Raw genomic sequence first — 22,875 nt, 5'->3', positions numbered from 1 at the left:
CCACCTCATCCGCAATGTCGTTGATAAAGCGTCCGCCGACCTCAGGCAGCCGCGGGCCGCCGTCGGGCGTTCAGCCACAGCAGCAGTCCGATGACGGCGGCGGACAGCATTCCGAGGGCTCCCGTCACCACGAGGCCGGAGCGCACACCGAACTCCTCCGTGAGCCAGCCGGCCAGCAGCCCGCCGAGGGCGTGGCCGCCCAGCAGCAGCGGCAGGTAGAGCGCCAGGACTCGCCCGCGGACGTCCGCGCCGGCCTCCAGCTGGACGGTAGTGGCCGCACTGGTCAGGAAGAGCAGCGTCATGATGCCCACCAGCACCAGCATGGCCACGAACAGTTCCTGACTGGGCATGAGCGCGGCCACGAGCTGGGTCAGCCCGAACAGCCCGGCACTCACCACGATCCCCCGCCGGCCCAGGGTCCGGAGCCGTGCCGCCAGCAGCGCGCCTGCAAGGGCTCCGGCGGCGCTGAACGTGTTGAAGATGCCGAAGCCCGCGGCACCGCTGTGCCAGACATCTTCGGCGAACGCCGCCAGTACCACCGGCCCGTTCATGCCGAACGCGCCAAGGAGCCCGGCCAGCAGCATCACCAGCAGGAGGGACGGCCTGCGGCGGACGTAATGGAAGCCCGCGAGGACCTGCCCGCGGCCCCGGAGAGGCGGCGGGCCGGGGTAGAGCCGGGACGTCCGGATCGCCACGATCAGGCCAATCACTGCCAGGCACACCACGGCGTTCGCGGCGAAGGCGGCAGCGGAACCCGCCTTGGCGATCAGCAGGCCGCCAAGGGCTGGCCCCGCCATCGCGCCGAGCTGGCCGATCGCGTTGTTCAGCCCGATCGCGGGACGCAGTGCTGCGTCGCCCACCACCTCGTTCACGAACACCTGGCGGGCCGGACCGTCGACCGCGGACGTGATGCCCAGGGCCACGCAGCACGCGTACACGGCCCAGACGGTGATGCCGCCGCCGGCGTCCAGGACCGCGAGGGCCAGGGCCAGCAGCGCGGTGATGGACTGACAGATCAGCAGGATGCGGCGCTTCGGGAACAGGTCCACCAGGATGCCGCTGAGCGGTCCCACCACCAGCATGGGCAGGAATTGGAGCGCCACGGCCACGCCCACCGCAGCGGGGCTGCCCGTCAGTTGCAGGACCAGCCAGTCCTGGGCGAGGCGCTGCATCCAGACCCCGGTGCTTCCCGCGAGCTGAATGGCAATGAAGAGCCGGTAGTTGCGCTGCGCCAGGGGGTGGTACCAGCGAAGCGGCCGTTCTGATGCTTGTTTTTGGAGGGACTCAGCGGACTGGGTGCGGTCGGAAGACACGTCTGGCTCAACTCGGTAGTGAAGTGGACCTGCTGGGACGGGGTGGGGGCGCTGGTGGTGCTACGCGCGCGCCGAGCGCATCTTGACGGCGGCCGAGGCCAGGATCAGGGTCCCGGGAACCACAACGAACAGGGCTGCCAGCATCCAGACGAACACCACTCCCGCGAAGAGGGCTGCGGCCAGCAGGAGGGAACCGGTCCAGTCGCGGAGCGAAACAGTCCTGGCGGCCTCAAGCGCTGCGGTCCAGGCGCTGCGTGGAGCCTGGCTGCCCGTAGCGTCAGACCACGCAGCAGCAGTGCGGAGGAGCAGGACGGCTGCGGCGGCAGCGAGGATGAGGGTTGCCGGCAGGACCAGTTCCCGGCCCGGAAGCTGCCCCACCCATGCGAGCAACAGGTTAAGGACAATCACGACGGCGGCTGCCGCCGTCGTGATTCCCAGCTTCCAACTGCCCGGCAGCGCCGAGCGGAACGTGCCCCACAGGGCGCGGAGGGAGTCATCCCTGCCGGAGAGATGGCGCTCAAGGTGCGCGATGCCGGCGGCATAGGCGGCGGGGATGGTGACCAGCGGAATGGACAGCACCAGTACCAGCACTCCGGCCAGGAGGGTCTCGGAAAACAAGGCAAAGCGGTTTACCGGGATGCGGTCGTCATGGCCTGACGCGGGTGTGGTGCTGTCCATGGTGCTCATATCCTGTCAGCCCTTGAGGCCCTGGGTGGAGACGCCTTCGACGATGTAGCGCTGGAAGACGAGGAAGAAGATCAGGACCGGGAGGAGGGCCAGGACGGACATGGCGATCATGGCTCCGTAGTCCGAGCTTTGGGTCTGGTCCACGAAGAGGCGCAGGGCCAGGGGCAGCGGGTACTTCTCCGGGGTGTTGAGGTAGAGCAGCGGGCCCAGGAAATCGTTCCAGCTCCAGATGAAGGAGAAGATCGAGGTGGAGATCAGGGCCGGTTTCATCAGGGGCAGCATGATGGAGGTGAAGATCCGGACGTGGCCGGCGCCGTCGATGCGGGCCGCTTCATCCAGTTCCGCGGGCAGGTTGCGCATGAACTGGACCATGAGGAACACGAAGAACGCGTCCGCCGCCAGGAACTTGCCGATGAGCAGCGGGATGTAGGTGTCCACGAGGCCCAACTGCTGGAAGATGATGTACTGCGGGATGATCACCACGTGGAAGGGCAGGAGCAGGGTGGCGATCATCATGCCGAAGAGCGCGCTGCGGCCGGGGAATTTGATCCGCGCGAAGGCATAGGCCGAAACGCTGGCGGAGAGGATGGTGCCCACCACGGCGCCGATGGCCAGGATCAGGGAGTTGGTGAAGAACTGCAGGGTGGACACCCCGCCGATCCCCTCCATGGCGGTGGCGAAGTTGTCGAAGCTGAAGTTGCTGGACCACAGGGAGGTGTTGGTGCCGCCGATTTCAGCGTTCGGCTTGAAGGACGAGGCCACCATCCAGAGGGCCGGGTAGAGGACGACGGCCGTGAGGGCAAGCGCCACGATGTGGAAAATGAGGCTCTTGGCCCGCTTGGCACCGACGGACTCGGACTTCGGGTTGTACTCGGGCGCCGGAGCGGGGGCGGTGCCGCCGGCTTTCGGCTGGGTGGGTGTTGCCATGGTTGTCATTTCGAATCACCGCTGTAGTGGACCCAGGACTTGGAGGTTTTGAAGAAGATGAGCGTGATGATGCCGACCACGATCACCAGGAGCCAGGCCATCGCCGAGGCGTAGCCCATCCGGAAGTCGGAGAAGCCGCGCAGGTAGAGGTAGAGGGTGTAGAAGAGGGTGGAGCCGGCCGGGCCGCCTTCACCGTTGGAGATGATGTACGCCGAGGCGAAGATCTGGAACGCGTGGATGGTTTCCATCAGCAGATTGAAGAAGATCACCGGGGAGAGCATGGGCCAGGTGATGTTGAAGAACTTCCGCACCGGGCCGGCGCCGTCCATCGAGGCGGCTTCGTAGAGGTCGGCCGGGATCTGCTTGAGGCCGGCGAGGAAGATCACCATCGGGGCGCCGAACTGCCAGACGGTCAAAAGAATCATCATGGGCATGGTCATGGACGGGTTGCCCACCCAGCCGCCGAGGTTGATGCCGAAGAAGGACAGTCCCTGGTCCACCGGGCCGGAGTCGCCGAACATCGCCTTCCAGACGATCGCGATGGAGACGGACGCACCGATCAGGGAGGGGGCGTAGAACGCGGAGCGGTAGAAGCCCTGCCCCTTGCGCTTGCTGTTCAGCAGCATGGCCACTGCCAGGGCGGCGGCGAGCTTGAGCGGGGTGCCGAAGACCACATAGGACAGGGTCACGCCCACCGACTGCAGGAACCGTTCGTCCTGGAACAAGGTGGTGTAGTTGTCCAGCCCGATCCACTTGGGCGGTTCGAAGAGGTTGTAGTTGGTGAAGGACAGGTAGAGCGAGGAGATCATCGGGCCCACGGTCAGGGCGATGAATCCCAGCAGCCACGGCAGCAGGAAGGTGTAGCCGGCGCGGGCATCCGCACCCCGCTGCCGCGATTTGCGCGGCAGCGGCGGCGTGGACGACGTCGAACGCCTGTTCAGGGTTGGGCTTTGAGTCATGTCTATTCCGTCAGTTGCGAATGCCTGGATCAGGAATTCTGCTTGATGAGGTCTTCGGCTTCCTTGAACCAGGCGTCGGCCGCCGAGTCAACCGTCAGCTTGCCGTAGTTCAGGTCCGAGCTGATCCGCTTGAACGATGCTTCGAGCGTGCCGAAGCCGACGATGGGCGGCTCGGGGGCGTCCTTGAGGTACTTCTCAATGGATTTCTCGTAGTCCACCACGATCTTGTCGGTGCCTTCGAACGTTGTGCCGTCGCGCTGCTTCTTCGAGGCAGGGACACCGCGGGAGGTCTTGAAGATCTGGCCGACCTCGGGGTCGTTGATCATGAAGTCGATGAAGCGGGCGGAGGCGTCCTTGAACTTGGTCTTGGCGCTGGCCACCATCAGCATGGATGGTTTGAGGAAGAGACCCAGGTTGTCGGGGTCGTCGGAGGGAACGGGGACGATCTTCAGTTCCTTGGCGCCGCTGTCCGCGAGGTAGCCGGCCATGAAGTTGTCCCAGGTGTTTTCCGCAACAGTCACGTTGGAGCCGAACGGGGATTTCGGCAGCAACTGGCTGACGCGCTCCTCGGGGATGATAGCGGGAGTGCCGCGCAGGTCCGAAGCCAGGTTCCACCAGGTCTTGAGGTCGTCCTTGCTGAAGCCGAGCTTGCCGTCCTCGGTGAAGGCTTCGATGTTCTTCTGGCGGAGCCAGATGTTGAACTGCCACCAGATACCGGTGAAGTCAGTGGATCCAAAGATGGTGCCGTTGCCCTTGGCACCGACCTCCTTGAGCCAGGATTTGTATTCGGCATAGGTCCAGCTGCCGTCCGGCTCGGAAACGCCGAGGGTCTTGAGCTTGGCAGGATCGTAGTAGACGGCGAAAGCGTTGGTGCTGGTGGGGATGCCGAAGGTCTTGCCCTTGATCTGGCCGGACGGCAGCAGCGACTTGTCGAAGCCCGAGGTGTCAATCTTCACGGTGCCCAGGTCCAGGAGCTGGTTCCGCTGCCCGTAGTCCCGCAGGTAGGAGAGGTCCCACTGCATCACGTCCGGCAGGCCGCCACCGGCAGCTTCAGTGGCGCGCTTCTGCCAGTAGCCGGCAAAGTCGGTGAAGTTGCCGTTGACCTTGATATCGGGGTTCTTGGACTCGAAGAGTGCGATGGCCTTGCGGGTGCGGGTGGCGCGGTCATCGTTGCCCCACCAGGTGTAGTTGATGGTGACCGGGTTCGCCGCCGAACCCGTCTGGGCGGGGGCCGGGGAGCCACAAGCCGCCAGCGCAGCGGCAGATGCGGTGCCCAGCGCCACGGTGGTGAGGAAATTCCTTCTGCTGATCATGAGAGCCTCCTTGCTCGGTTGTGTAAGCGCGATTCCCTGTGATTCTCTTCGACAGGGCGAGTGACCTGGCTTACACGTGCTTTCTGAAACGATACAATATCCCCATTCCCACATTTGGGCAAGCGTTTTCCAAACATCTGCTTTCATGCCATGATCGTGCACCAGCACCGACAAAGGAGTCCCATGTCATCCCAGGAAATCTCCCGTCCACCAGCAGTGTGGGACAGCCTCGAAGGCATCGGATACGGGGGCGACTACAACCCCGAGCAATGGCCTGTCAGCACGCGGCTGGAGGATCTGGAACTCATGCAGGAAGCCGGCGTTACGTTCCTCAGCGTGGGCATCTTTTCCTGGGGCCTGCTGGAGCCGTCAGAAGGCGACTACGACTTTGGCTGGCTGGACGACGTCCTGGACAATCTGGCGGCAGCAGGCATCAAGGTGGCCCTCGCGACAGCAACCGCCGCTCCCCCGGCATGGCTGGTGCGCAAGCATCCGGAAATCCTCCCGGTCACCGCTGACGGAACCGTGCTGGGACCGGGCTCCCGGCGGCACTACACGCCGTCGTCGGCCGCTTACCGGCGCTACGCGACCGGCATCACCCGGGTGCTGGCAGAGCGCTACAAGGACCACCCCGCACTGGCGCTGTGGCACGTGGACAACGAACTCGGCTGCCATGTTTCGGAGTTCTACGGCGACGAGGACGCGGCCGCCTTCCGCCGCTGGCTTGAGCGTCGGTACGGGAGCATCGAAGCCCTGAACGCGGCTTGGGGAACGGCATTCTGGTCCCAGCATTACGCCTCGTTCGAGGAGATCCTGCCGCCCGCGGTGGCGCCGTCCACGCTTAATCCGGGGCAGCAGCTGGACTTCCAGCGCTTCAGCTCCTGGGCTTTGATGGACTATTACCGCTCCCTGCTCGAAGTGCTGCGCGAAGTCACGCCAGGGGTGCCTGCCACCACCAACCTCATGGTTTCCAGCGCCACCAGGTCCATGGACTACTTCGACTGGGCGAAGGACCTGGACGTGATCGCCAACGACCACTACCTCGTGGCCGCCGATCCGGAGCGTCAGATCGAACTCGCGTTCAGCGCGGACCTCACGCGCGGCGTGGCGGGCGGCGAACCGTGGATCCTGATGGAACATTCGACGTCGGCAGTGAACTGGCAGCCCCGCAACCAGCCCAAGATGCCCGGCGAGATGCTGCGCAACTCCCTGGCGCACGTGGCCCGCGGCGCGGACGCCGTGATGTTCTTCCAGTGGCGGCAGAGCTTCGCCGGTTCGGAGAAATTCCACTCCGCCATGGTCCCCCACGGCGGACGGGACACCCGCGTGTTCCAGGAGGTGGTGGGGCTCGGCGCCGCACTTCAGAAGCTGGCGGCGGTGCGGGGAACGCGCGTTGAGTCCCGCGTGGCCATTGTGTTCGACTATGAGGCCTGGTGGGCCAGCGAACTCGATTCCCACCCCAGCCAGGACGTGAAGTACCTGGACCTGATGCGCGCCTTCCACCGCTCCCTGCTCCTGCGCGGGGTTTCGACGGATTTTGTGCACCCTTCCGCCTCCTTGGAGGGTTACGACCTTGTACTGGTGTGCACCCTGTACAACGTCACCGACGCCGCTGCCGCGAACATTGCCTCGGCTGCCCGAGCCGGCGCCACAGTCCTGGTCAGCTATTTCAGCGGGATTGTGGACGAACAGGACCACATCCGCCTCGGCGGGTACCCGGGCGCGTTCCGGGACCTGCTTGGCATCACGGTGGAGGAATTCCACCCCCTGCTGGCCGGTGCCACGGCCAGGCTCAGCGACGGCGGAGTGGGGTCGGTATGGAGCGAGCATGTGCACGTGGCCGGGGCCGCAGGGGCCCCCGGGGCCGAGCCGATGCAGACGTTCACGGAATACCCGCTGGAGGGGGTTCCGGCCCTGACGCGGCGCTCCGTCGGAGCGGGTTCGGCCTGGTACCTGGCAACCTTTCCGGACCGGGCCGGCATCGAAGCGCTGGTGGACCGGCTGCTCGCCGAGTCGGGAGTTTCCGCAGTGGCGGAGGCGGACCAGGGCGTCGAATTATCGCGCCGCCGCACCGGCGACGGCACCAGCTTCATCTTCGCCATCAACCACACACGCGCCGATGCCAGCGTCCGTGCGGCAGGGGCTGAGCTGCTGTCCGGCGAGCGGTTCACCGGCACGGTTCCGGCTGGCGGCGTGGCGGTGATCGCGGAGGACTGACCGGGAACGGGGCTGCTTGGGAGGCCCAAGCAGCCCCGCCGGACGCTCCACCGCACCATGACAGAGGCCTGTCCGCAGAGCCCGGCCCAAAAGGTCAGGATCTGCGGACAGGCCCAGGATTTTCCGGCTCTTCGGCCCTGCCTGCTAGCTGCTGATGGCTGACTTCATTTCATCGACTGCCTTCTTGCCTGCCTCCTCCGTGGACAGCCGGTTGAAGAGCACCTCCGAGGTGTAGCGCTTGACGATTTCCTGGATGGCACCCGCGCCCTTCGGCGGCGGTGCCGGGGCCTCGCCGAGTTCGCCCTTGATCTGGTCGATGAACTTGACCACCTTGATGTCGGCGGGGGTCAGCTTGGGTGCGATTGCTGCCCGGACATCTGAGTTGGGGTAAACGCCGCGATCGGCCAGGAGCGCTTCGCCGGCCTTGGTGTTGTTGGCCAGGAAGTTGATGAATTTGGCGGTCTCTTCCGGGTGCTTGGTGCGTGACGAAGCTGACCAGAACTGCGAGGCCTTGTACCAGAGCTTGGCGTCCGCTGAGCTGCCGGTCTTGGACGGGAACCGCAGGATCTGGAGCTCTCCGCCGGCGGCCTTCTCCAGCGCGGGAAGCTGGTTGGACCACCAGAACGCGAGCCCGTTCTTGCCTGTCGCCAGGCCGCTCTGGTCCAGCGCTGCGGCCTCGGCCTCAACCACTTCCGAGGCTGAAGGCACGGCCTTCTTCTCGCTGAGTTCCTTTAGGAACGCCCACCACTCTGCGATGTCGCCCGGCTCAAAACCCAGCTTCCCGTCGCTGGTGTACAGCGACTTGCCGTTCTGCCGAAGCCATACGCCGAGCGATGCCTCATCGGTGCCGTAGGCCGCAGCGCCATACGTACCCTTCGGCGACTTCGCGGTGACCTCGGCCGCGATGCGCTCGAAATCATCCCACGTCCAGGTCTTGTCGTCGGGCAGCGCAACGCCGGCGGCCTTGAAGACTGCGGGGTTGGCCAGGATGGTGGCAGCGTTGATGCCGGCGGCAATACCCGTCAGCCCATCCTCGCTCTTCCCGGCGTTGAGGGCGGCTTCGTCAAGCTTCGAGGTGTCAATCTGGTACTTGGAAAGGTCCAGCAGGGCGCCGCGGCTCGAGTACTCCGTGATGTACTTTTCGTCCATCTGGATGATGTCCGGGGCGTCGTTGGCAGCCACCTGCGTGGCGAGCTTGTCCCAGTATCCGCTCCAGTCGCCAAACTCCGGCTTGATCTTGATGTTCGGGTTCTCGGCCTCAAAGGCCGCGATCGCGGCCCGTGTCAGCTGCGCCCGCTTGTCCCCGCCCCACCAGGAGAAACGGAGTTCAACCTTGCCGTCGGCACTTTGCGGGGCGGCTCCCCCGCCGCAGGCACTGAGGGCAAGGACGACGGCGGCAGCTGCTGCAACCGCGCCGGTTCGGCGGAGCCTCCGCCCGGCCCGGGCGGATGTGGCCTCTGCTGCGCCATGACTGGCGGCTGAGGCAGGGCGGGAAAATAGCGGCACTGGGTTCTCCGATCTTCGTTGATCTTGAAAGCTGATTGAGTTCGAAATGAGTGGTCTGGAAAGTGATGAGAAAACGCTTTCTCATCACTGATGATATAAGCACTCTACTTGTATTACAAGACGCTCTGCCTGCTGATTTGAACGGGCGCCCAACAAGACGGAGTGGACAGGCGACGAACGCCCGTCCACCCCGCGCAGACGTCATCCAGGAGGCCCTATTTGATGCCCGTCGTCGCGATTCCCTTGATCAGGAAGCGCTGCCCGAACAGGAACACCAGGAACACGGGAAGCAGGGATACGATGGACATCGCGAAGAGCGAACCCCAGCTCGTGGCGGACTGCGAGTCCACGAAGGCGCGCAGGGCTACCGGAACCGTAAACATGTCCGGATCCGTCAGGTAGATGAGCGCCCCGAAGAAGTCGTTCCATGTCCAAATGAAGGTAAAGATGGTGGTGGTGGCAAGGGCCGGCACCATCAGCGGCAGGATGACCCGCAGGAAGATGCGGGGGTGCCCGGCGCCGTCGATCCTTGCGGCCTCATCCAGCTCCTTGGGAATACCCCGGATGAACTGCACCATCAGGAACACGAAGAACGCGTCCGTCGCCAGGAGCTTGGGCACGATCAGCGGCCAGAACGTGTTCACCCAGCCGATCTGCGAGAACAGGATGTACTGCGGAACGATGATCACGTGGAATGGCAGCATGATGGTCAAAAGCATGATGCCGAAGAACAGCTTCTTGCCGGTGAACTGCAGCCGCGCGAAGGCGTAGGCCGCCATGGAGCAGGAGATCAGGTTTCCCAGGATGGATCCCAGCACCACGATCGCCGAATTGAGCATGTAGTGGCCGAACGGATGGGTCAGTGCAGACCAGCCATCGGTATAGTTGCCCATTTCCAGGCTGTTCAGCCACAGTCCCGGCTCGCGGAAAATCAGTTCGTTGGGCCGCAGCGAGGACACAACCATCCACAGCAGCGGATAGATCATCAGGCCGCCGGCGACGATCAGGATGGCGTGCTTCATCAGCGCCTTGCTGCGCTGCGCACGGCTGAACGCCAGCGTCCCCCGGGACTCGCGCACCCTGGGCTTGCGGTTCGTAGGCTTGCCGGCAGCGGGCGTCTTCTTGTCCGGTGCGGGCAGCGTCTCAAGCTTAGTCGTCATAGAAAACCCAATACTTAGAAGCGATGAAGTTGATGGCGGTGAACACACCGATGATGACCAGCAGGAACCAGGCCATGGCCGAGGCGTAGCCCATGTCGAACTGGCCGAAGCCCTTTTGGTAGAGGTACAGCGTGAAGAACATGGTCGAGTCCGAAGGTCCGCCATTGCCGCCGGAGACGATGAACGCCTGGGTGAATGACTGGAACGAGCCGATGATCTGGAGCACGAGGTTGAAGAAGATGATGGGGCTGAGCATCGGCATGGTGATCCGCCGGAACTGCTGCAGGGTACTCGCTCCGTCGACCTTGGCTGCTTCGTAGTACATGACCGGGATCTGGCGCAGGCCGGCCAGGAAGATGATCATGGGAGCGCCGAACGTCCAGACGTGCAGCAGGATGATCGAGCCCAGGGCCGTGCTGGGATCCGAGATCCAGCCGGGCCCCTGGATGCCAAACATGGCCAGGACCTGGTTCACCAGGCCTGTGGTGCCGAAGATCTGCTTCCACAGGATGGCAACAGCGACTGAGCCGCCCAGCAGGGAGGGCAGGTAGAACACCGAACGATAGAACGGCAGCCCGCGCAGGCCTTTATCAAGAACCAGGGCGATCAACAGCGCGACCGCCAGCTGGAGCGGTACGCCAACGAAGACGTAGGTGAACGTCACCCGCAGCGAATTGTGCAGCCGGGCGTCGCTGAGCATGCGGGTGAAGTTGTCCAGGCCGGTCCATTCCGGCGGCTGGAGCAGGTTGTAGTCCGTGAAGGACAGGTACAGGGACATCAGCATGGGGCCGATGGTGATGGCGACGAGCCCCACCAGCCATGGCAGCAGGAAGATATATGCGGCCTTGTTGTCGCGGCCGTTGGCCTTCTTCTCCTCAGCGGTGGCTTTGCCCTTGCGGCGGGAGATCGAGCTGAGTTCGCTAATGGCGCTCACTGCGTCAACTCCGTCCGGCACAGCGGGCCCGCTGCCGGCATGCCTGCCGGGCGCGTCGCCCTGGGGATGTGTTTAGCGGCCATGTGGTCTCCTTTGGTCATCGTGGCCCTCCACGTCTTGGTGATCGTCTGCGCGATCAGTGTATGCACCGCCTTCGTGGCCGATCCGGCCGTCCTGCAGGATCTCCCGCAACGGCCTCTTCCGGCGCCTTTCGACGGTGCTGAACAACAGCGGCTTTGTACCAAAGTAAACGTTTTCTTGACTCCTGTATAGCCCTTTGTTAGTTTTTAAGAAAACGCTTTCTGTTACGCGGGTCAGCCATCCCGCGCAGCACTTCGAGGCTGCCAACCCCACCTCATCGCCTGTCCTCCGGGACAGCACCTCCCCTGAACAGTAGGCAGGTCCGTGAACGAAACCATCCAGCCGGTCCGGCCCAGTGCCATCCCCGGTTATGAGGACTGGCCCGATTGGGTCCGGCAGCGTCCTCGTTACCAGGCTTCCGGCCCCGCGGCGCAGGAACTCTCGGACGCCCTCGGCGTGCCGGTTCCATCCGCGCCGGAGGACCTGCAGGTCCACGGGGAGGACACGCACGACGGCGTCACCACCTCCCGGCTGAGCTGGCAGTTGGGCTTCGGCCCCCGGACTACCGGCTGGCTGGTGCGCCCGGCCGGAAGCGTCGAGCCCCTGCCGGGCGTTCTTGCCCTGCATTGCCACGGCGGAAACAAGTTCGGCGGGGCGGACCGGCTCGTGGAACTTCCCCACACCCATCCGTCCGCCGCGGCGGCCCGAGTGGGCCACTATGACGGTCACGCGCTGGCGACGGACGTGGCGCGGCGGGGCTTCGCGGTCCTGGCACATGACGGGTTCGCCTGGGGCAGCCGCCGCTTCGACCTGGCGGATCCGCCGTGGCGGACAGCCTCCGCTGTGGACGCACGCAAAGCCCAATGGCGGGAGGACGGCGTCGAGCCTTCCGAAGCGGACCTCTACAATGCCGCCGCCGGCTTCCACGAGGATACGGTGGCCAAGGCATCCGGACTGCTTGGCACCAGCCTGGCCGGAATGGTGGCGCACGACGACCTCGCCGCCCTGGAAGTGCTCGCCGGCCTGCCTGGCATCGACCGGGACCGGCTGGGCTGCCTCGGATTCTCCGGCGGCGGCGGCCGGTCGCTGATATTGGCCGCCCTGAGCCCCCGGATCCGGACCTACGTGGTGACCTGCATGATGACCACCTTCCAATCCCTTCTGCCCGCCTACCTGGACGCGCATTCCTGGCTTTTGCAGACCCCTGGGCTGTGGAAGCTCGGTGACTGGCCGGAACTCACCACCCGGTCCGGCGCCGGTAGCTTCCTGGTCCAGTACGCCCTCGCGGACCCGCTCTTCCCCGAGGCCGGCATGCGGGACGCCCACAACAAGCTGAAGTCACTTCATTCCACGGGCGCCTACACCGGCAGTTTCTGGCCCGGCGGCCACGTCTTCACTGCCCGGATGCAGCAGGAAGCGATCAGTTTCCTGTCGGCAGGCCTGGGCACCGGGGGCCAGCGGCCACAGAACCGTCCCACCTTTCAACCCCTTAGCCTTTGAGGACCACTTCATGACTCAGCAATCCGTCGCCGCGGATTTTGTCAGCCGCACCGCTGCTGACTCCGCAGATCCGCCCGCCCGCCCGCGCATCGCCCTGGTGGGCGTGCACGGATTCGGTGAGCGGCACCTGGCCAACATTGTCCGGCTTGAGGAAGCCGGAGCCCTGGAACTGGTGGCCGTCGCGGACCCCGCTCCCCCTGCGCCCGGGAGGCTCGCGGACTCCGTGGCCGTATTCCCGGACCTGGAACAGCTGCTGGGCTCCGGTCCGGCTCCTGACGTGGTCATCCTGGCCACCCCCATCCAGACGCACGCGCCGCTTGCCCTTGCGGCAATCGCCGCCGGGGCCGATGTCTACGTGGAGAAACCGCCCATGGCGTCCCTGGCCCAGTTCGACGCCGTGCTTGCCGCGGCGCAGCAGGCCGGCCGGCTGGTCCAGGTGGGCTTCCAGAGCCTGGGCTCCCACGCCCTTCCGGCTCTGGACCGGGTCGTAGCATCCGGTGAAATCGGCGAGGTCCGCGGAGTCAGCGCCATCGGCACGTGGGTGCGCACCAAGGGCTATTTCAAGCGATCACGCTGGGCAGGCAAACGCAGCCTGAACGGCACCGATGTGGTGGACGGCGTAGCCACCAATGCGCTGGCGCACGCGGTGGCCACCGGACTGAAGATCGCCGGCGCGGAATTGGCCCGCGACGTCCTGTCAGTGGAGACAGACCTGTACCGTGCCCACGCGACCGAAAGCGACGACACCTCGGTGATCCGGGTCCGCACGGCCGGCGGCGGGGTCCTCCACTGCGCCCTGACCCTGTGTGCCGACGAACAGACCGCGCCGGCCGTCACTGTCCACGGCGCCCTGGGCCGGGCAGACTTCTTCTACACGGAGGACCGGTTGACCGTGACAACACCCGACGGCGAGCGCACCGAAAAGTTCGGCCGCACCGATCTGCTGGAAGACCTCCTCGCCGCCCGCCGCTCATCGGGCAGCGCGATCCAGCTACTCAGCCCGCTGGCCGGGAACGGCGCCTTCATGACGGTGCTGGAAGCAATCCGGACGGCGGAGCAGCCCCGCGCGATCGGCGCAGCGCATGTGGCTTGGGAAGGTGAAGGCGACGACGCCCACCCGGTGGTCCGCGGAATCCGCCCGATGGTGCGCCGGGCCGCCGCGGCGCAGGCCACCTTCGCGGAGCTAGGCGCGCCGTGGGCCCGCGGGCTGCCGGAAGCCGGGCCGCAACCTGCATTCACGGTGAACGGGACGGTGGTGGCGAAGAGGGCAGACGGCAGCCGGATAACGAGCACCTCGTCGCCCCGGCCCTACCTCCATCCGGTCAGCACCCTTGCCGGCACCGTGGTGACCGACCATCTCCCCGAGGACCACGTGTGGCACCTCGGTGCGGGGGTTGCCATCCAGGACGTGGACGGCGTCAACTTCTGGGGCGGCCGCACCTACACCCGCGACGCCGGGGCCTACGTCTGGCGGAAGGACCATGGCCGGATTGTCACCCTCGCGGTGGAAGACCACCCCCAACGAGACTCCCGGACCGAAACCTTGAGCTGGCTGGCACCGGAGGGCTCTGCCGGGCCCGGGACTCCCCTCCTCAGCGAACGCCGGACGTGGAGCTGGGCAGCCGTCGACTCCTCCACGTGGCAGCTCACGCTGGACTTCACCCTGACGCCGGCCGGTCCGGACCCGGTCACGCTGGGCAGCCCGGGCTCGAACGGCCGGCCGCAGGGCGGATACGGGGGTTTCTTCTGGCGCCTTCCCGCCGTCGACGGAGCCAGGGTGTGGACAGCGTCCGCGGAAGGGGAAGACGCCGTCCACGGCGCCGTACCCTCCGCTGCGGCGCCGTGGCTGGCGTGGTCGGGCAATTTCCGGAACGGAGAGCCCGACGGCGGCCCTGCCACCCTCGTCTTCCTGCCCCGGCGGGAACCGGAGCAGCCCGGCGATCCCTGGTTTGTCCGTGTAGCGGGGTATCCCGGCGTCGGACTGTCCCTGGCGTGGGAGCGGGCGGCGAGAGCCAGCCACGCCTGCCCGCTGCACCGCACCGTCACCGTCCTCGTGGCCGACGGCCTCCTGTCCACCAGCGATATCGAACAACTCGTCTCTACTTTGGGGGAATCCATATGAACACCGCCACCCAACAGGCACAGCAGGACGCCGCAGCAGCAGGGCGGGTCGCACCGGCAAGCCCGGCCGACCGGGCCGTGAAGCGGCGGCGTGTACTGGACATCCTGGATGCCGCGGGCCGGGACTCGCTGCTCCTGACCACGAATACGGCGCTGACCTGGTACCTGGACGGAAGCCGCGTCCATATCAGCCTCGCCGGCGACCCCATCGCGGCCATGCTGGTTGACCGTGACGGGGACCATCTGGTCACCTTCAACAACGAGGCCGCCCGGATCGCCGCAGAGGAACTGCCCGACGGCGTCGCCCTCCACACGGTGCCCTGGCACGGCCAGCTGCATGCCGCCGCAGCCACGCTCGCCCCCGGCGGGACACCGCTCGCCGAGGCCGATGTCGCCGTCGAGCTGAGAACCGCCCGCCAGCCGTTCCTGCCTGGCGAAAGCGCCCGGTACGCCCGGCTGTGCGCCGACGCTGCCGCCGCGATGACCGACGTCCTCGCCGCTGCCACCCCGGAAACCACCGAGTTCGCCGTCGCCTCCGCCCTGGCCGCACGGATCGTGGCGATGGGGGCCGAGCCGCTGGTACTCCTGTGCAACGGCGCCGGACGCAGCGGCTTCCGGCACCCGCTGCCCACCCACGCGCCGATCGGCCGTCGGGCCATGGCGGTGGTGTGTGCGCGTCGCAACGGGCTGGTGGCCAACGTGACCCGCTGGGTGAGGTTCGACGCCGGCACCCCGGCCGAACTCGATGCCGAAGCCCGGATTGCCGCGGTGGAAGCGGACATCTTTGACGCCACCGTTCCCGGGGCACGCCTTGACGGCATCTTCGCGGAAATCCGGGAATCCTACGTCCGGCACGGCTTCGGCGCAGACCAGTGGACCCTTCACCATCAGGGCGGTCCGGCCGGTTACGCGGGCCGCGATCCCCGGGCGACCCCTGGCACCGATGATGCCGTGGTCCTCAACCAGACCTTCACGTGGAATCCTTCCGGTCCGGGGGTGAAAATCGAAGACACGGTCCAGCTCACCGAGTCGGGGGTCACTGTCCTGAGCGTGGACCCGCGCTGGCCGGCCGCCGTCGTGAACGGCATCCGGCGCCCGCTGACCCTGGAGTTGTGAGCCCGCGCTTTCCGGTACCGGCACACGGTGTAACGGGCGCCAAACTGCTGCCGCAACACGGCGTCACTGGTATAGACCGGCAGGCGCTTTCGGGAGCACACCTTCGGGATTTTTCCGCCCCGGGCGCCCATTGGATGCCCCGCCGGGTGGATTTGACTTGAAAACCGAGTCTTGTTCGGTGGGGTCACGCCACCACCGGGCTACGGGCAATCGGGTGGTGCCGCAAGCGGCGACCGAGGGAATGTTGAGCGTCCGTTACGGGGCCCGGAGCGGTTTCCGGGCGTGTTCTTTCTCACGATCGGTTCCCTTGCGGGCCGAACTGGAGCGTCAATAGCGTGGCACGGGACCGCGACGTACCAGCGAAGGACTGCAATGATTCCAGCACCCGCCAAGACGGACCCGCCCGCACCACACCGGACCGCACCAGGAGGCCACGATCCCGCTGGGAAGGAACCCTCGGGCATCCGGGCATTCCTGGCCACCGGGCTCCGCTGGGATCTGCCGGCCTCGCTCGTGGTGTTCCTGGTGGCGGTGCCGCTCTCCCTGGGCATCGCTGCCGCCTCTGGCGCCCCCGTCATGGCCGGCCTGATTGCCGCCGCCGTGGGCGGGATCGTCGCCGGCAGCCTGGGTGGTTCCCCGCTGCAGGTCAGCGGCCCCGCCGCCGGGCTGACTGTCATCGTTGCCGGCCTGATCGAACAGTTCGGCTGGCCCGTCACGTGTGCCATCACCGCGGCAGCCGGCGTGCTCCAGGCGCTGCTGGGCCTGGCACGGGTGGGCCGCGTTGCGCTGGCCATCGCACCGGTGGTGGTGCATGCCATGCTCGCCGGCATCGGTATCACCATCGTGCTGCAGCAGCTGCACGTGATGCTCGGCGCCGAGTCGGCCAGTGAGGCCTGGGAGAACATCATGGCCATGCCGGGCAGCCTCTTCGCCGCCGACATCGCCGCCGCAGTCCTTGGCGCGGTGGTTATCGCCATGCTGCTCGGCTGGAGGCACCTTCCTCCCGCCGTCCGCCGGGTTCCCGGGCCGCTAGTCGCCGTCATCGCGGCCACCGCCCTCTCCCTGCCCTTCAACGTGGACCGGATCACCTTCGACGGCTCGCTGCTGAGCGCGCTCGCCTTTCCCGAACTGCCCGACGGGAACTGGACCGCGGTAGTCATTGGTGTGGTGACCGTCGCGCTGATCGGGAGTGTGGAATCCCTGCTGTCCGCCGTGGCCGTGGACAAGATGCACCACGGCCGACGGACGGACTTCAACCGGGAGCTCCTGGGTCAGGGCGCTGCCAACGTGACCTCCGGGATACTGGGGGGCCTGCCCGTCACCGGCGTGATCGTACGGAGCGCCACGAATCTCGAAGCCGGCGCCCGGACGCGGAAGTCCGCAATCCTCCACGGGGTGTGGGTGCTGGTCTTCTCGCTGCTGCTGGCGGGCCTGATCCAGCTGATTCCGCAGGCTGTCCTTGCAGGGCTTCTCATCGTGATCGGCTCCCGACTGGTCCGGGCGGCCGACATCAGGACGGCACGGCGGACCGGTGACCTGACCGTCTACGGTGTGACCCTGTTCTGCGTGGTGTTCGTCAACCTGCTCGCGGGAGTTTTGACCGGCCTGGTCCTGGCCGTGGCCCTGGTTCTCTGGCGGGTGGCCCGGGCCAGCATCCACGCTGAACCGGCAGGCGCCAGTGACGGGAACCACTGGAGAGTGGTGATCGACGGCTCATGCAGCTTCCTCTCGCTCCCGCGCCTGAGCGCCGTGCTGGCCTCGGTTCCGGCCGGCGCGCACGTCACGGTGGAGCTGGAGGTGGACTTCCTGGACCATCCCGTCCACGACACCCTTGAGGCCTGGCGCAACCGCCACGCGGGCAACGGCGGCACGGTGGTCATTGAGGAAACCGGCACGGCAACACTCCACGCCGCACAGGCCGGGCCGCCGAGCCGCGGCAGTTTACGCTCCGCCCTTCGTGCCCGGCTGCGGAGCGACGACCGCACCGTGGGCTGATCCGGACTGTGGGCTGATCCGGGCGGGGCGGCAGCTTCTCCTCGGCCTGACGCAGCGTTCTTGCGACGCCTCAGGCCGAGGAGAACCACACGACGTGCGGTTCCCGCCGGGACACCCGAGGGGCAATGGCACGTTCCCCCCGGACCGCCCGGTCAACGTGGACAGCGTCGGGCCGGGCCACTTCAACCGCGACGCGCTTTTCGACCCTGACTATTTCCAAGGCTTCCACGTCCAGCAGCTTGCGCGCCCCCGTCCGCGAGTCCACGATCCAGAACAAGTCCGTGGATGGAATCGTTTCGGCCACGTGCCCCCGGTGGAACAACCGCCCCTTGTGCCAGGCTTCGATTTCTTCCCCGGCCGATAACTCCGAGCATGTGCGGACGATGGTATTGCCGCCTGTATCCACGATGAGCCCCTCCCCTGGTGCTACTCCTGGGACCAGCATCCCCCGGCAAGATTGCAGCAACGTTTCCGGAGGGTGATTTTCCTGTGTCACTCGTGCCCCGGCCCGTCAGCACAGCCGGGCAGCACCGCTGGGACAGCACGGCTACGGCAGCACCAGGACTCCGTCCACCCGCCGCGGGATTCCCAGCGGGTTGGCTTCCCGCAGCGCGGGATGCAGCACGGCTTCCGGAGCATCCTGGTAGGCCACGGGACGCTGGAAGCGGCGCACCGCCGTCGCCCCCACCGACGTGAACAGCGAGGTGGTGGCCGGGTAAGGGCCGCCATGCTGCTGGGCCCAGTTCACCGCAACACCGGTGGGCCAGCCGTCGAACAGCACGCGGCCGGCGAGGCCGGACAACTGCTCCACCAGCCCCGAAACATCCTCGCCCGGCTGCGCGTGGACGGTGGCGGTCAGGCTGCCGGGCACCAGCGCGAGCGCTTCGGCCAGCTCATAGCGGCCGGAGTATTCGATCAGCAGCGTGGTGGGGCCGAAGCACTCCTCCAGCAGTTCCGCCGGGCGCTCCAGCACGGTGGCCGCGGCGGTCCTGAAGATCACCGGGGCCGCGCCGTTCGCTGCGGTATCCTGGTCGACCGAACCGCTGACCACCTGCACGGCGGGCCGGCCCGATGCATCCGTCAGTGCAGCCACCGCCCGGAGGCCGTCCGGGTAGGCGTCGGCGATCCGCTCGGTCAGCATGGGCGCCGCCCCCTTGTCGTTTGCGGCTTCCGCCAGCAGCGCCGGGAAGTCGGTGCCGGCGGGGATGAACACGAGCCCCGGCTTGGTGCAGAACTGCCCGGCGCCGAGGGTGAATGACCCTGCGAGGCCTGCGGCCAGTTCACCGGCACGTTCCTGCAGCGCGGCCGCAGTGATGACCACCGGGTTCAGGCTGCCCAGTTCTCCGTAGAACGGAATGGGTTCGGGACGGGAGACCGCAAGGTCGAACAACGCCCGGCCGCCGGGAATGGACCCGGTGAAACCCACGGCCTTGATCGCGGGATCCTGCACCAGTGCGGTGCCGGCGTCCCGTCCGCTGACCAGCGCGAACAGTCCGTCGGGAGCACCGGCTGCGGCCAGCGCCTCCGTGACGATTTCCGCCGTCCGCTCGGACAGCCTGAGGTGGCCGGAGTGCGCCTTCACAATAACGGAACAGCCGACGGCGAGCGCCGACGCCGTGTCGCCGCCGGCCACCGAGAACGCGAACGGGAAATTCGACGCCGAAAAGACAGCCACCGGACCCACCGGCTTCAGCAGCCGCCGCAGGTCAGGTTTGGGCGGAGTGGACGAAGGTTCGGCGTGGTCGATGACGGCCTCAAGGTAGGAGCCTTCCGTGATGACCCTCGCGAAAAGCCGCAGTTGCCCGGTGGTGCGGGCCACCTCGCCGGTAAGCCTCACGGCGCCCAGCCGGGTCTCCTCGTCGGCAATGGCCACCAGTTCCGTCACGTTGGCATCCAGCGCATCGGCGACGGCGTTCAGCCAGCCGGCCCGTTCGACGTCGGACGCTGCCGCGGCGGTTTTGGCCGCCCAGGTGGCGGCGGCCGTCAGGGCGGTGAGTTCAAGGGTTGCTGTTGTCACAGTGCGTTCCTGTTCTGGTGATCGGCGGATGAGCCGGAGAAGGCGAACCCCAGTCCGGGCCTGCCCGTGAGGGTGAGCAGGCTGTCACGGACCTGCACGGGTGAGGGCGCGTCCAGCACGCCAAGTTGTTCGAAGGAGGCGTCCTCGATGTCCTCCACGAGGGTGGGCTCGGCCATGGTCAGCGCAAGCTGGCCGGAGAGTTCCGGCAGCAGGTGCGGCATGACCCTGATGCTGTGCGTTCGGGCAAGTTCCACGATGCGGCGGAACGGGGTGATGCCCCCGACGCGGATGATGTTGGGCTGGATGATGTCCACTGCACCCGCCTCGATGAAGTCACGGAAGCGGTAGATGTTGTGCAGGTTCTCGCCCAGCGCGATGGGTACCGGCGAGTGCTGGCGCAGCCTGCGGTAGGCCCAGAGGTCGTCGGCCCGGAGGGGTTCTTCCAGCCATTCGAGGCCGAACTCGCCCAGCACGTCCAGGGCACGGAACGTGGCGGGCAGGTCCCAGCGCTGGTTGGCGTCGATCATCAGCTTCCGGTGCGGGCCCAGGACCTTCCGGACAGCGGCCACGCGTTCCATGTCTTCCCGGAGGTCCGGTTTGCCCACCTTGATCTTGACGGCGTTGTGCCCGGCAGCCACCCAGCGTTCCACCTGCGCCACGAGCTCCCCGAGGGAATAGTGCAGGTTCACGCCCGAACCGTACACCTCCACCGAATCCTGGCGCTGGCCCAGCAGCCCGGTGACCGAGGTTCCGGCGCGGCGGGCCTGCAGATCCCACAGGGCAAGGTCCGCACCGGCCATGGCGATGGTGGTCAGTCCTCCGCCGCCCGCTTCGTGCAGCCGCTTCCACAGCTCGTCCCACACTCCCTCGGGGTTCGCTTCGAGCCCGGTGATGAAAGGCGCAACGTCGAAATCCAGGAGGGCTTTGACCGCCTGCGGGCCGATAGTGGGGGTCCAGGAAAACCCGTGCCCGGCGCCGCCGTCGTCCGTTTGTATTTCGGTGACGATCACATGGTTTTCCGGTGCCTCCGCACCCCAGCTCCGCAGGAGCGGAACAGTCAGCAGGCGGCTTGAGAGCCCGGTGATCCGGGGCAGCGTCCGCACCTCTGCGGCGACCGCCACCTCGGCAACTGGCGAGCCCATCAGCGGCCGGCCAGCTCGTAGCCTTTGGCCAGGATGGACTTGAGCTGGACCAGCTGTTCCTCGGTGGGGTCAACCAGCGGGGCCCGCACCGGCCCGACCGGCAGGCCGCCCAGGCGCAGCCCGGCCTTGATCAGGGAAACGCCGAAACCCGGGGTCTGGTCGCGGAGCCTCACCAGCGGCGCGTAGAAGCCCTCCAGCAGTGCGTGCCGGCGGTCCTCGTCGCCGGAGATGTAGGCGTCGTAGTAGGCCTTGGCGATTTCCGGTGCCATGGCAAACGCGGCCGAGGAGTACAGCGGGATGCCCAGTCCGCGGTAGGCGCCCTGGGTCAGTTCCGCGGTGAGCAGGCCGTTGAAGAGCAGGAAGTCCTCGCGGCCGGTGGCGTTGATGGCGCTGACGATTTCCTGGGCCAGGCCGACGTCGCCGAGGCCGTCCTTGAAGCCGATCACCTTGGGGTTGGCGGCCAGCCGGGTCATGGAGGCTGCCGTGTACTTGGCGTTTCCGCGGTGGTAGACGATCACCGGCAGGCTGCTGGCCGCGGCCACGGCCTCGATGTAGGCCACCAGGCCGTCGGTGGGGCCGGTGACGAGGTACGGCGGCAGGACCAGCAGGGCGTCCGCCCCCGCTTCCTCGGCGATGCGGGCGGCTTCAAGCGCGTGGCCCAGCGGCCCGCCGGCACCGGCAACCACCGGGACTTGGCCCGCCACGGCTTCGACGGCGGCGGTCACCACGGTGCGCACCTCGTCGATGCTCAGTGCGTGGAACTCTCCGGTGCCGCAGGCCGGGAACACGCCGCCCGGGCCGTGCGGGAGGCGGGAGGTGATGTGTTCCTTGAGGATGTCCACATCAACAGTCCCTTCCGGTGTGAAGGGCGTGACGGGGAAGAACAGTACGCCGTCGAATTTCATGGGGTCTCCTTTGATCCTGTGCCGGCCGCGACCAGCACGGCGGGGGTCTCGTCATTGAGGGTGGTTTCAGTCTTCAGTTCGGTCCGCCAGCTGCGCTTGGGTTCCCAGCCGAGCAATTCACGGGCCTTGGTGATCGAGAATGCCGGGCTGGTGCCCGTGAGCCCGGCGGCAAGCTCCGAGCTGCCGGGCAGGAAACGCGGCATCAGCTCCGCAAGCGGTGCGGTGGCCAGTGCGTCGGCTGCTCCCACGAAGAAGGTCTGTCCGTTGGGGATGCTATCCATCCTGGCCAGCAGCAGGTCCAGGAAGTCCGCCACGTCCCGCGCGTCCACGTAGTTGAAGAGTGCGGGCGCGGACAGCGCGGGATTATCCAGCCGTTCACGGACGGTGTGGCCCTGCTGGGTGGGCGCGCCCGCCCATTCCTCCGGCGAGATCACGTAGCAGGGCCGGAAGGCCGCATAGCGGATGGCCTCCCCCTGCGCCGCGGCGAACATCTGCACGGTCTGTTCGGCGATGAGTTTGGACAGTGCATAAGCGTTCCATGGTTTTGGTGCGGTGCGCTCGTCCACCGGGAAGCTCTCCGGCAGCCAGCCCGCGGGCGAGCCGTAGCCCAGCACTGTGGGGCTGCTTGCCGTGACGATCCTGCCGATGCGCAGTTCCGTCGCCGCGCTGATGACGGCGTATGCCAGTCTCGTGTTGGTGCTGAAGATGACGTCTTCCGGCGCACTGAACGGCACGGCGATCGCCGCAAGGTGGACGACGGCGTCGGGCGCTGTTTCGCGCAGGAGGCGTTCCGCCTCCCCCGGCGCCAGAAGGTCGGCAGTGAGCTGCTCGACGCCGTCGGGCAGCTGGGCGGCGGCAACAGCGTCTCGGTCCACGGAGATGACGTGGTGGCCTGCCCCGGCGAGGCCGGCAACAACACTGCGTCCCAGCCGGCCGGAGCCGCCGGTGACAAAAATCCTGCTCATGGTGATTCCTTAGGATT

The 22,875-nt window shown here is 66.8% G+C and carries 17 protein-coding genes and 1 pseudogene; 5 read left to right on the top strand and 13 right to left on the bottom strand.

Annotated features, from left to right (window positions below):
• Positions 1-41 precede the first annotated feature (41 nt).
• Genes ACFVWT_RS00870 through ACFVWT_RS00850 form a run of 5 tightly spaced genes read right to left on the bottom strand, consistent with a single transcriptional unit; the run spans position 42 to position 5,199 of the window.
• Positions 42-1,313: an MFS transporter gene (locus ACFVWT_RS00870; RefSeq protein ID WP_390244383.1), complete on the bottom strand. Its 1,272-nt coding sequence runs from the start codon at positions 1,311-1,313 to the stop codon at positions 42-44.
• 60 nt (positions 1,314-1,373) lie between these two features.
• Positions 1,374-2,000 (bottom strand): Poxvirus protein I5, encoded by a 627-nt coding sequence (locus ACFVWT_RS00865; RefSeq protein WP_390244381.1) that lies wholly within the window; start codon positions 1,998-2,000, stop codon positions 1,374-1,376.
• A 6-nt stretch (positions 2,001-2,006) separates the two neighbouring features.
• Positions 2,007-2,936 carry a carbohydrate ABC transporter permease gene (locus ACFVWT_RS00860; RefSeq protein ID WP_390244379.1) on the bottom strand — a complete coding sequence of 310 codons (930 nt, stop codon included), beginning with the start codon at positions 2,934-2,936 and terminating at the stop codon, positions 2,007-2,009.
• Positions 2,933-3,886: a carbohydrate ABC transporter permease gene (locus ACFVWT_RS00855; protein ID WP_390244377.1), complete on the bottom strand. Its 954-nt coding sequence runs from the start codon at positions 3,884-3,886 to the stop codon at positions 2,933-2,935. The genes ACFVWT_RS00860 and ACFVWT_RS00855 overlap by 4 nt, the downstream gene beginning before the upstream one ends.
• 29 nt (positions 3,887-3,915) lie before the next feature.
• A complete protein-coding gene (locus ACFVWT_RS00850) occupies positions 3,916-5,199 on the bottom strand; it encodes an ABC transporter substrate-binding protein (protein ID WP_390244375.1) in 1,284 nt (427 codons plus the stop codon).
• A 183-nt stretch (positions 5,200-5,382) separates the two neighbouring features.
• Between ACFVWT_RS00850 and ACFVWT_RS00845 the strand changes: the two genes are divergently transcribed.
• The gene (locus tag ACFVWT_RS00845; protein WP_390244373.1) at positions 5,383-7,416 is read left to right on the top strand and encodes a beta-galactosidase; all 2,034 of its coding nucleotides are present in this window, start codon (positions 5,383-5,385) and stop codon (positions 7,414-7,416) included.
• Positions 7,417-7,560: 144 nt separating this feature from the next.
• On the opposite strand, the gene ACFVWT_RS00840 is transcribed toward ACFVWT_RS00845, so the two are convergent.
• From ACFVWT_RS00840 to ACFVWT_RS00830, 3 genes are all read right to left on the bottom strand, one after another.
• Positions 7,561-8,922 carry an ABC transporter substrate-binding protein gene (locus ACFVWT_RS00840; protein WP_390244371.1) on the bottom strand — a complete coding sequence of 454 codons (1,362 nt, stop codon included), beginning with the start codon at positions 8,920-8,922 and terminating at the stop codon, positions 7,561-7,563.
• A gap of 215 nt (positions 8,923-9,137) precedes the next feature.
• A complete protein-coding gene (locus ACFVWT_RS00835; RefSeq protein ID WP_390244369.1) occupies positions 9,138-10,082 on the bottom strand; it encodes a carbohydrate ABC transporter permease in 945 nt (314 codons plus the stop codon).
• Complete coding sequence (locus ACFVWT_RS00830) at positions 10,072-11,016, bottom strand: carbohydrate ABC transporter permease (RefSeq protein ID WP_043483689.1); 945 nt, start codon at positions 11,014-11,016, stop codon at positions 10,072-10,074. Before ACFVWT_RS00830 ends, ACFVWT_RS00835 begins: the two co-directional genes overlap by 11 nt.
• Positions 11,017-11,421: 405 nt before the next feature.
• On the opposite strand from ACFVWT_RS00830, the gene ACFVWT_RS00825 reads away from it, so the two are divergent.
• The 4 genes and pseudogenes from ACFVWT_RS00825 to ACFVWT_RS00810 form a co-directional block, all read left to right on the top strand.
• Entirely contained in the window at positions 11,422-12,597 is a 1,176-nt protein-coding gene (locus tag ACFVWT_RS00825; protein ID WP_390244367.1) for an acetylesterase, read from the top strand.
• Between the two features lie 10 nt (positions 12,598-12,607).
• Positions 12,608-14,719, top strand: coding sequence for a DUF6807 family protein (locus ACFVWT_RS00820; RefSeq protein WP_390244365.1), 2,112 nt, complete (start codon positions 12,608-12,610; stop codon positions 14,717-14,719).
• Complete coding sequence (locus ACFVWT_RS00815) at positions 14,716-15,834, top strand: M24 family metallopeptidase (RefSeq protein WP_390244363.1); 1,119 nt, start codon at positions 14,716-14,718, stop codon at positions 15,832-15,834. Before ACFVWT_RS00820 ends, ACFVWT_RS00815 begins: the two co-directional genes overlap by 4 nt.
• Positions 15,835-16,206: 372 nt before the next feature.
• Positions 16,207-17,772, top strand: a pseudogene (locus ACFVWT_RS00810) (SulP family inorganic anion transporter); the annotation flags it as partial.
• A gap of 127 nt (positions 17,773-17,899) precedes the next feature.
• Here the strand turns inward: ACFVWT_RS00810 and ACFVWT_RS00805 are convergent.
• The 5 genes from ACFVWT_RS00805 to ACFVWT_RS00785 all read right to left on the bottom strand — a co-directional run bounded on the left by ACFVWT_RS00805 (position 17,900) and on the right by ACFVWT_RS00785 (position 22,858).
• Positions 17,900-18,235, bottom strand: coding sequence for a hypothetical protein (locus ACFVWT_RS00805; RefSeq protein ID WP_390244361.1), 336 nt, complete (start codon positions 18,233-18,235; stop codon positions 17,900-17,902).
• A 141-nt stretch (positions 18,236-18,376) separates the two neighbouring features.
• Positions 18,377-19,846 carry an aldehyde dehydrogenase (NADP(+)) gene (locus tag ACFVWT_RS00800; RefSeq protein ID WP_390244359.1) on the bottom strand — a complete coding sequence of 490 codons (1,470 nt, stop codon included), beginning with the start codon at positions 19,844-19,846 and terminating at the stop codon, positions 18,377-18,379.
• Complete coding sequence (locus ACFVWT_RS00795) at positions 19,843-20,988, bottom strand: mandelate racemase/muconate lactonizing enzyme family protein (protein WP_390244357.1); 1,146 nt, start codon at positions 20,986-20,988, stop codon at positions 19,843-19,845. Before ACFVWT_RS00795 ends, ACFVWT_RS00800 begins: the two co-directional genes overlap by 4 nt.
• Positions 20,988-21,893: a 5-dehydro-4-deoxyglucarate dehydratase gene (locus tag ACFVWT_RS00790; RefSeq protein WP_390244355.1), complete on the bottom strand. Its 906-nt coding sequence runs from the start codon at positions 21,891-21,893 to the stop codon at positions 20,988-20,990. The genes ACFVWT_RS00795 and ACFVWT_RS00790 overlap by 1 nt, the downstream gene beginning before the upstream one ends.
• A complete protein-coding gene (locus ACFVWT_RS00785) occupies positions 21,890-22,858 on the bottom strand; it encodes an NAD-dependent epimerase/dehydratase family protein (RefSeq protein ID WP_390244353.1) in 969 nt (322 codons plus the stop codon). The genes ACFVWT_RS00790 and ACFVWT_RS00785 overlap by 4 nt, the downstream gene beginning before the upstream one ends.
• Between the last annotated feature and the right edge of the window lie 17 nt (positions 22,859-22,875).

The organism is Arthrobacter sp. NPDC058288, assembly GCF_042880995.1.
Lineage (GTDB): Bacteria > Actinomycetota > Actinomycetes > Actinomycetales > Micrococcaceae > Arthrobacter.
The sequence above is the reverse complement of the archived record's forward strand: the minus strand, read 5'-3'. Positions and strand labels throughout refer to the sequence as shown.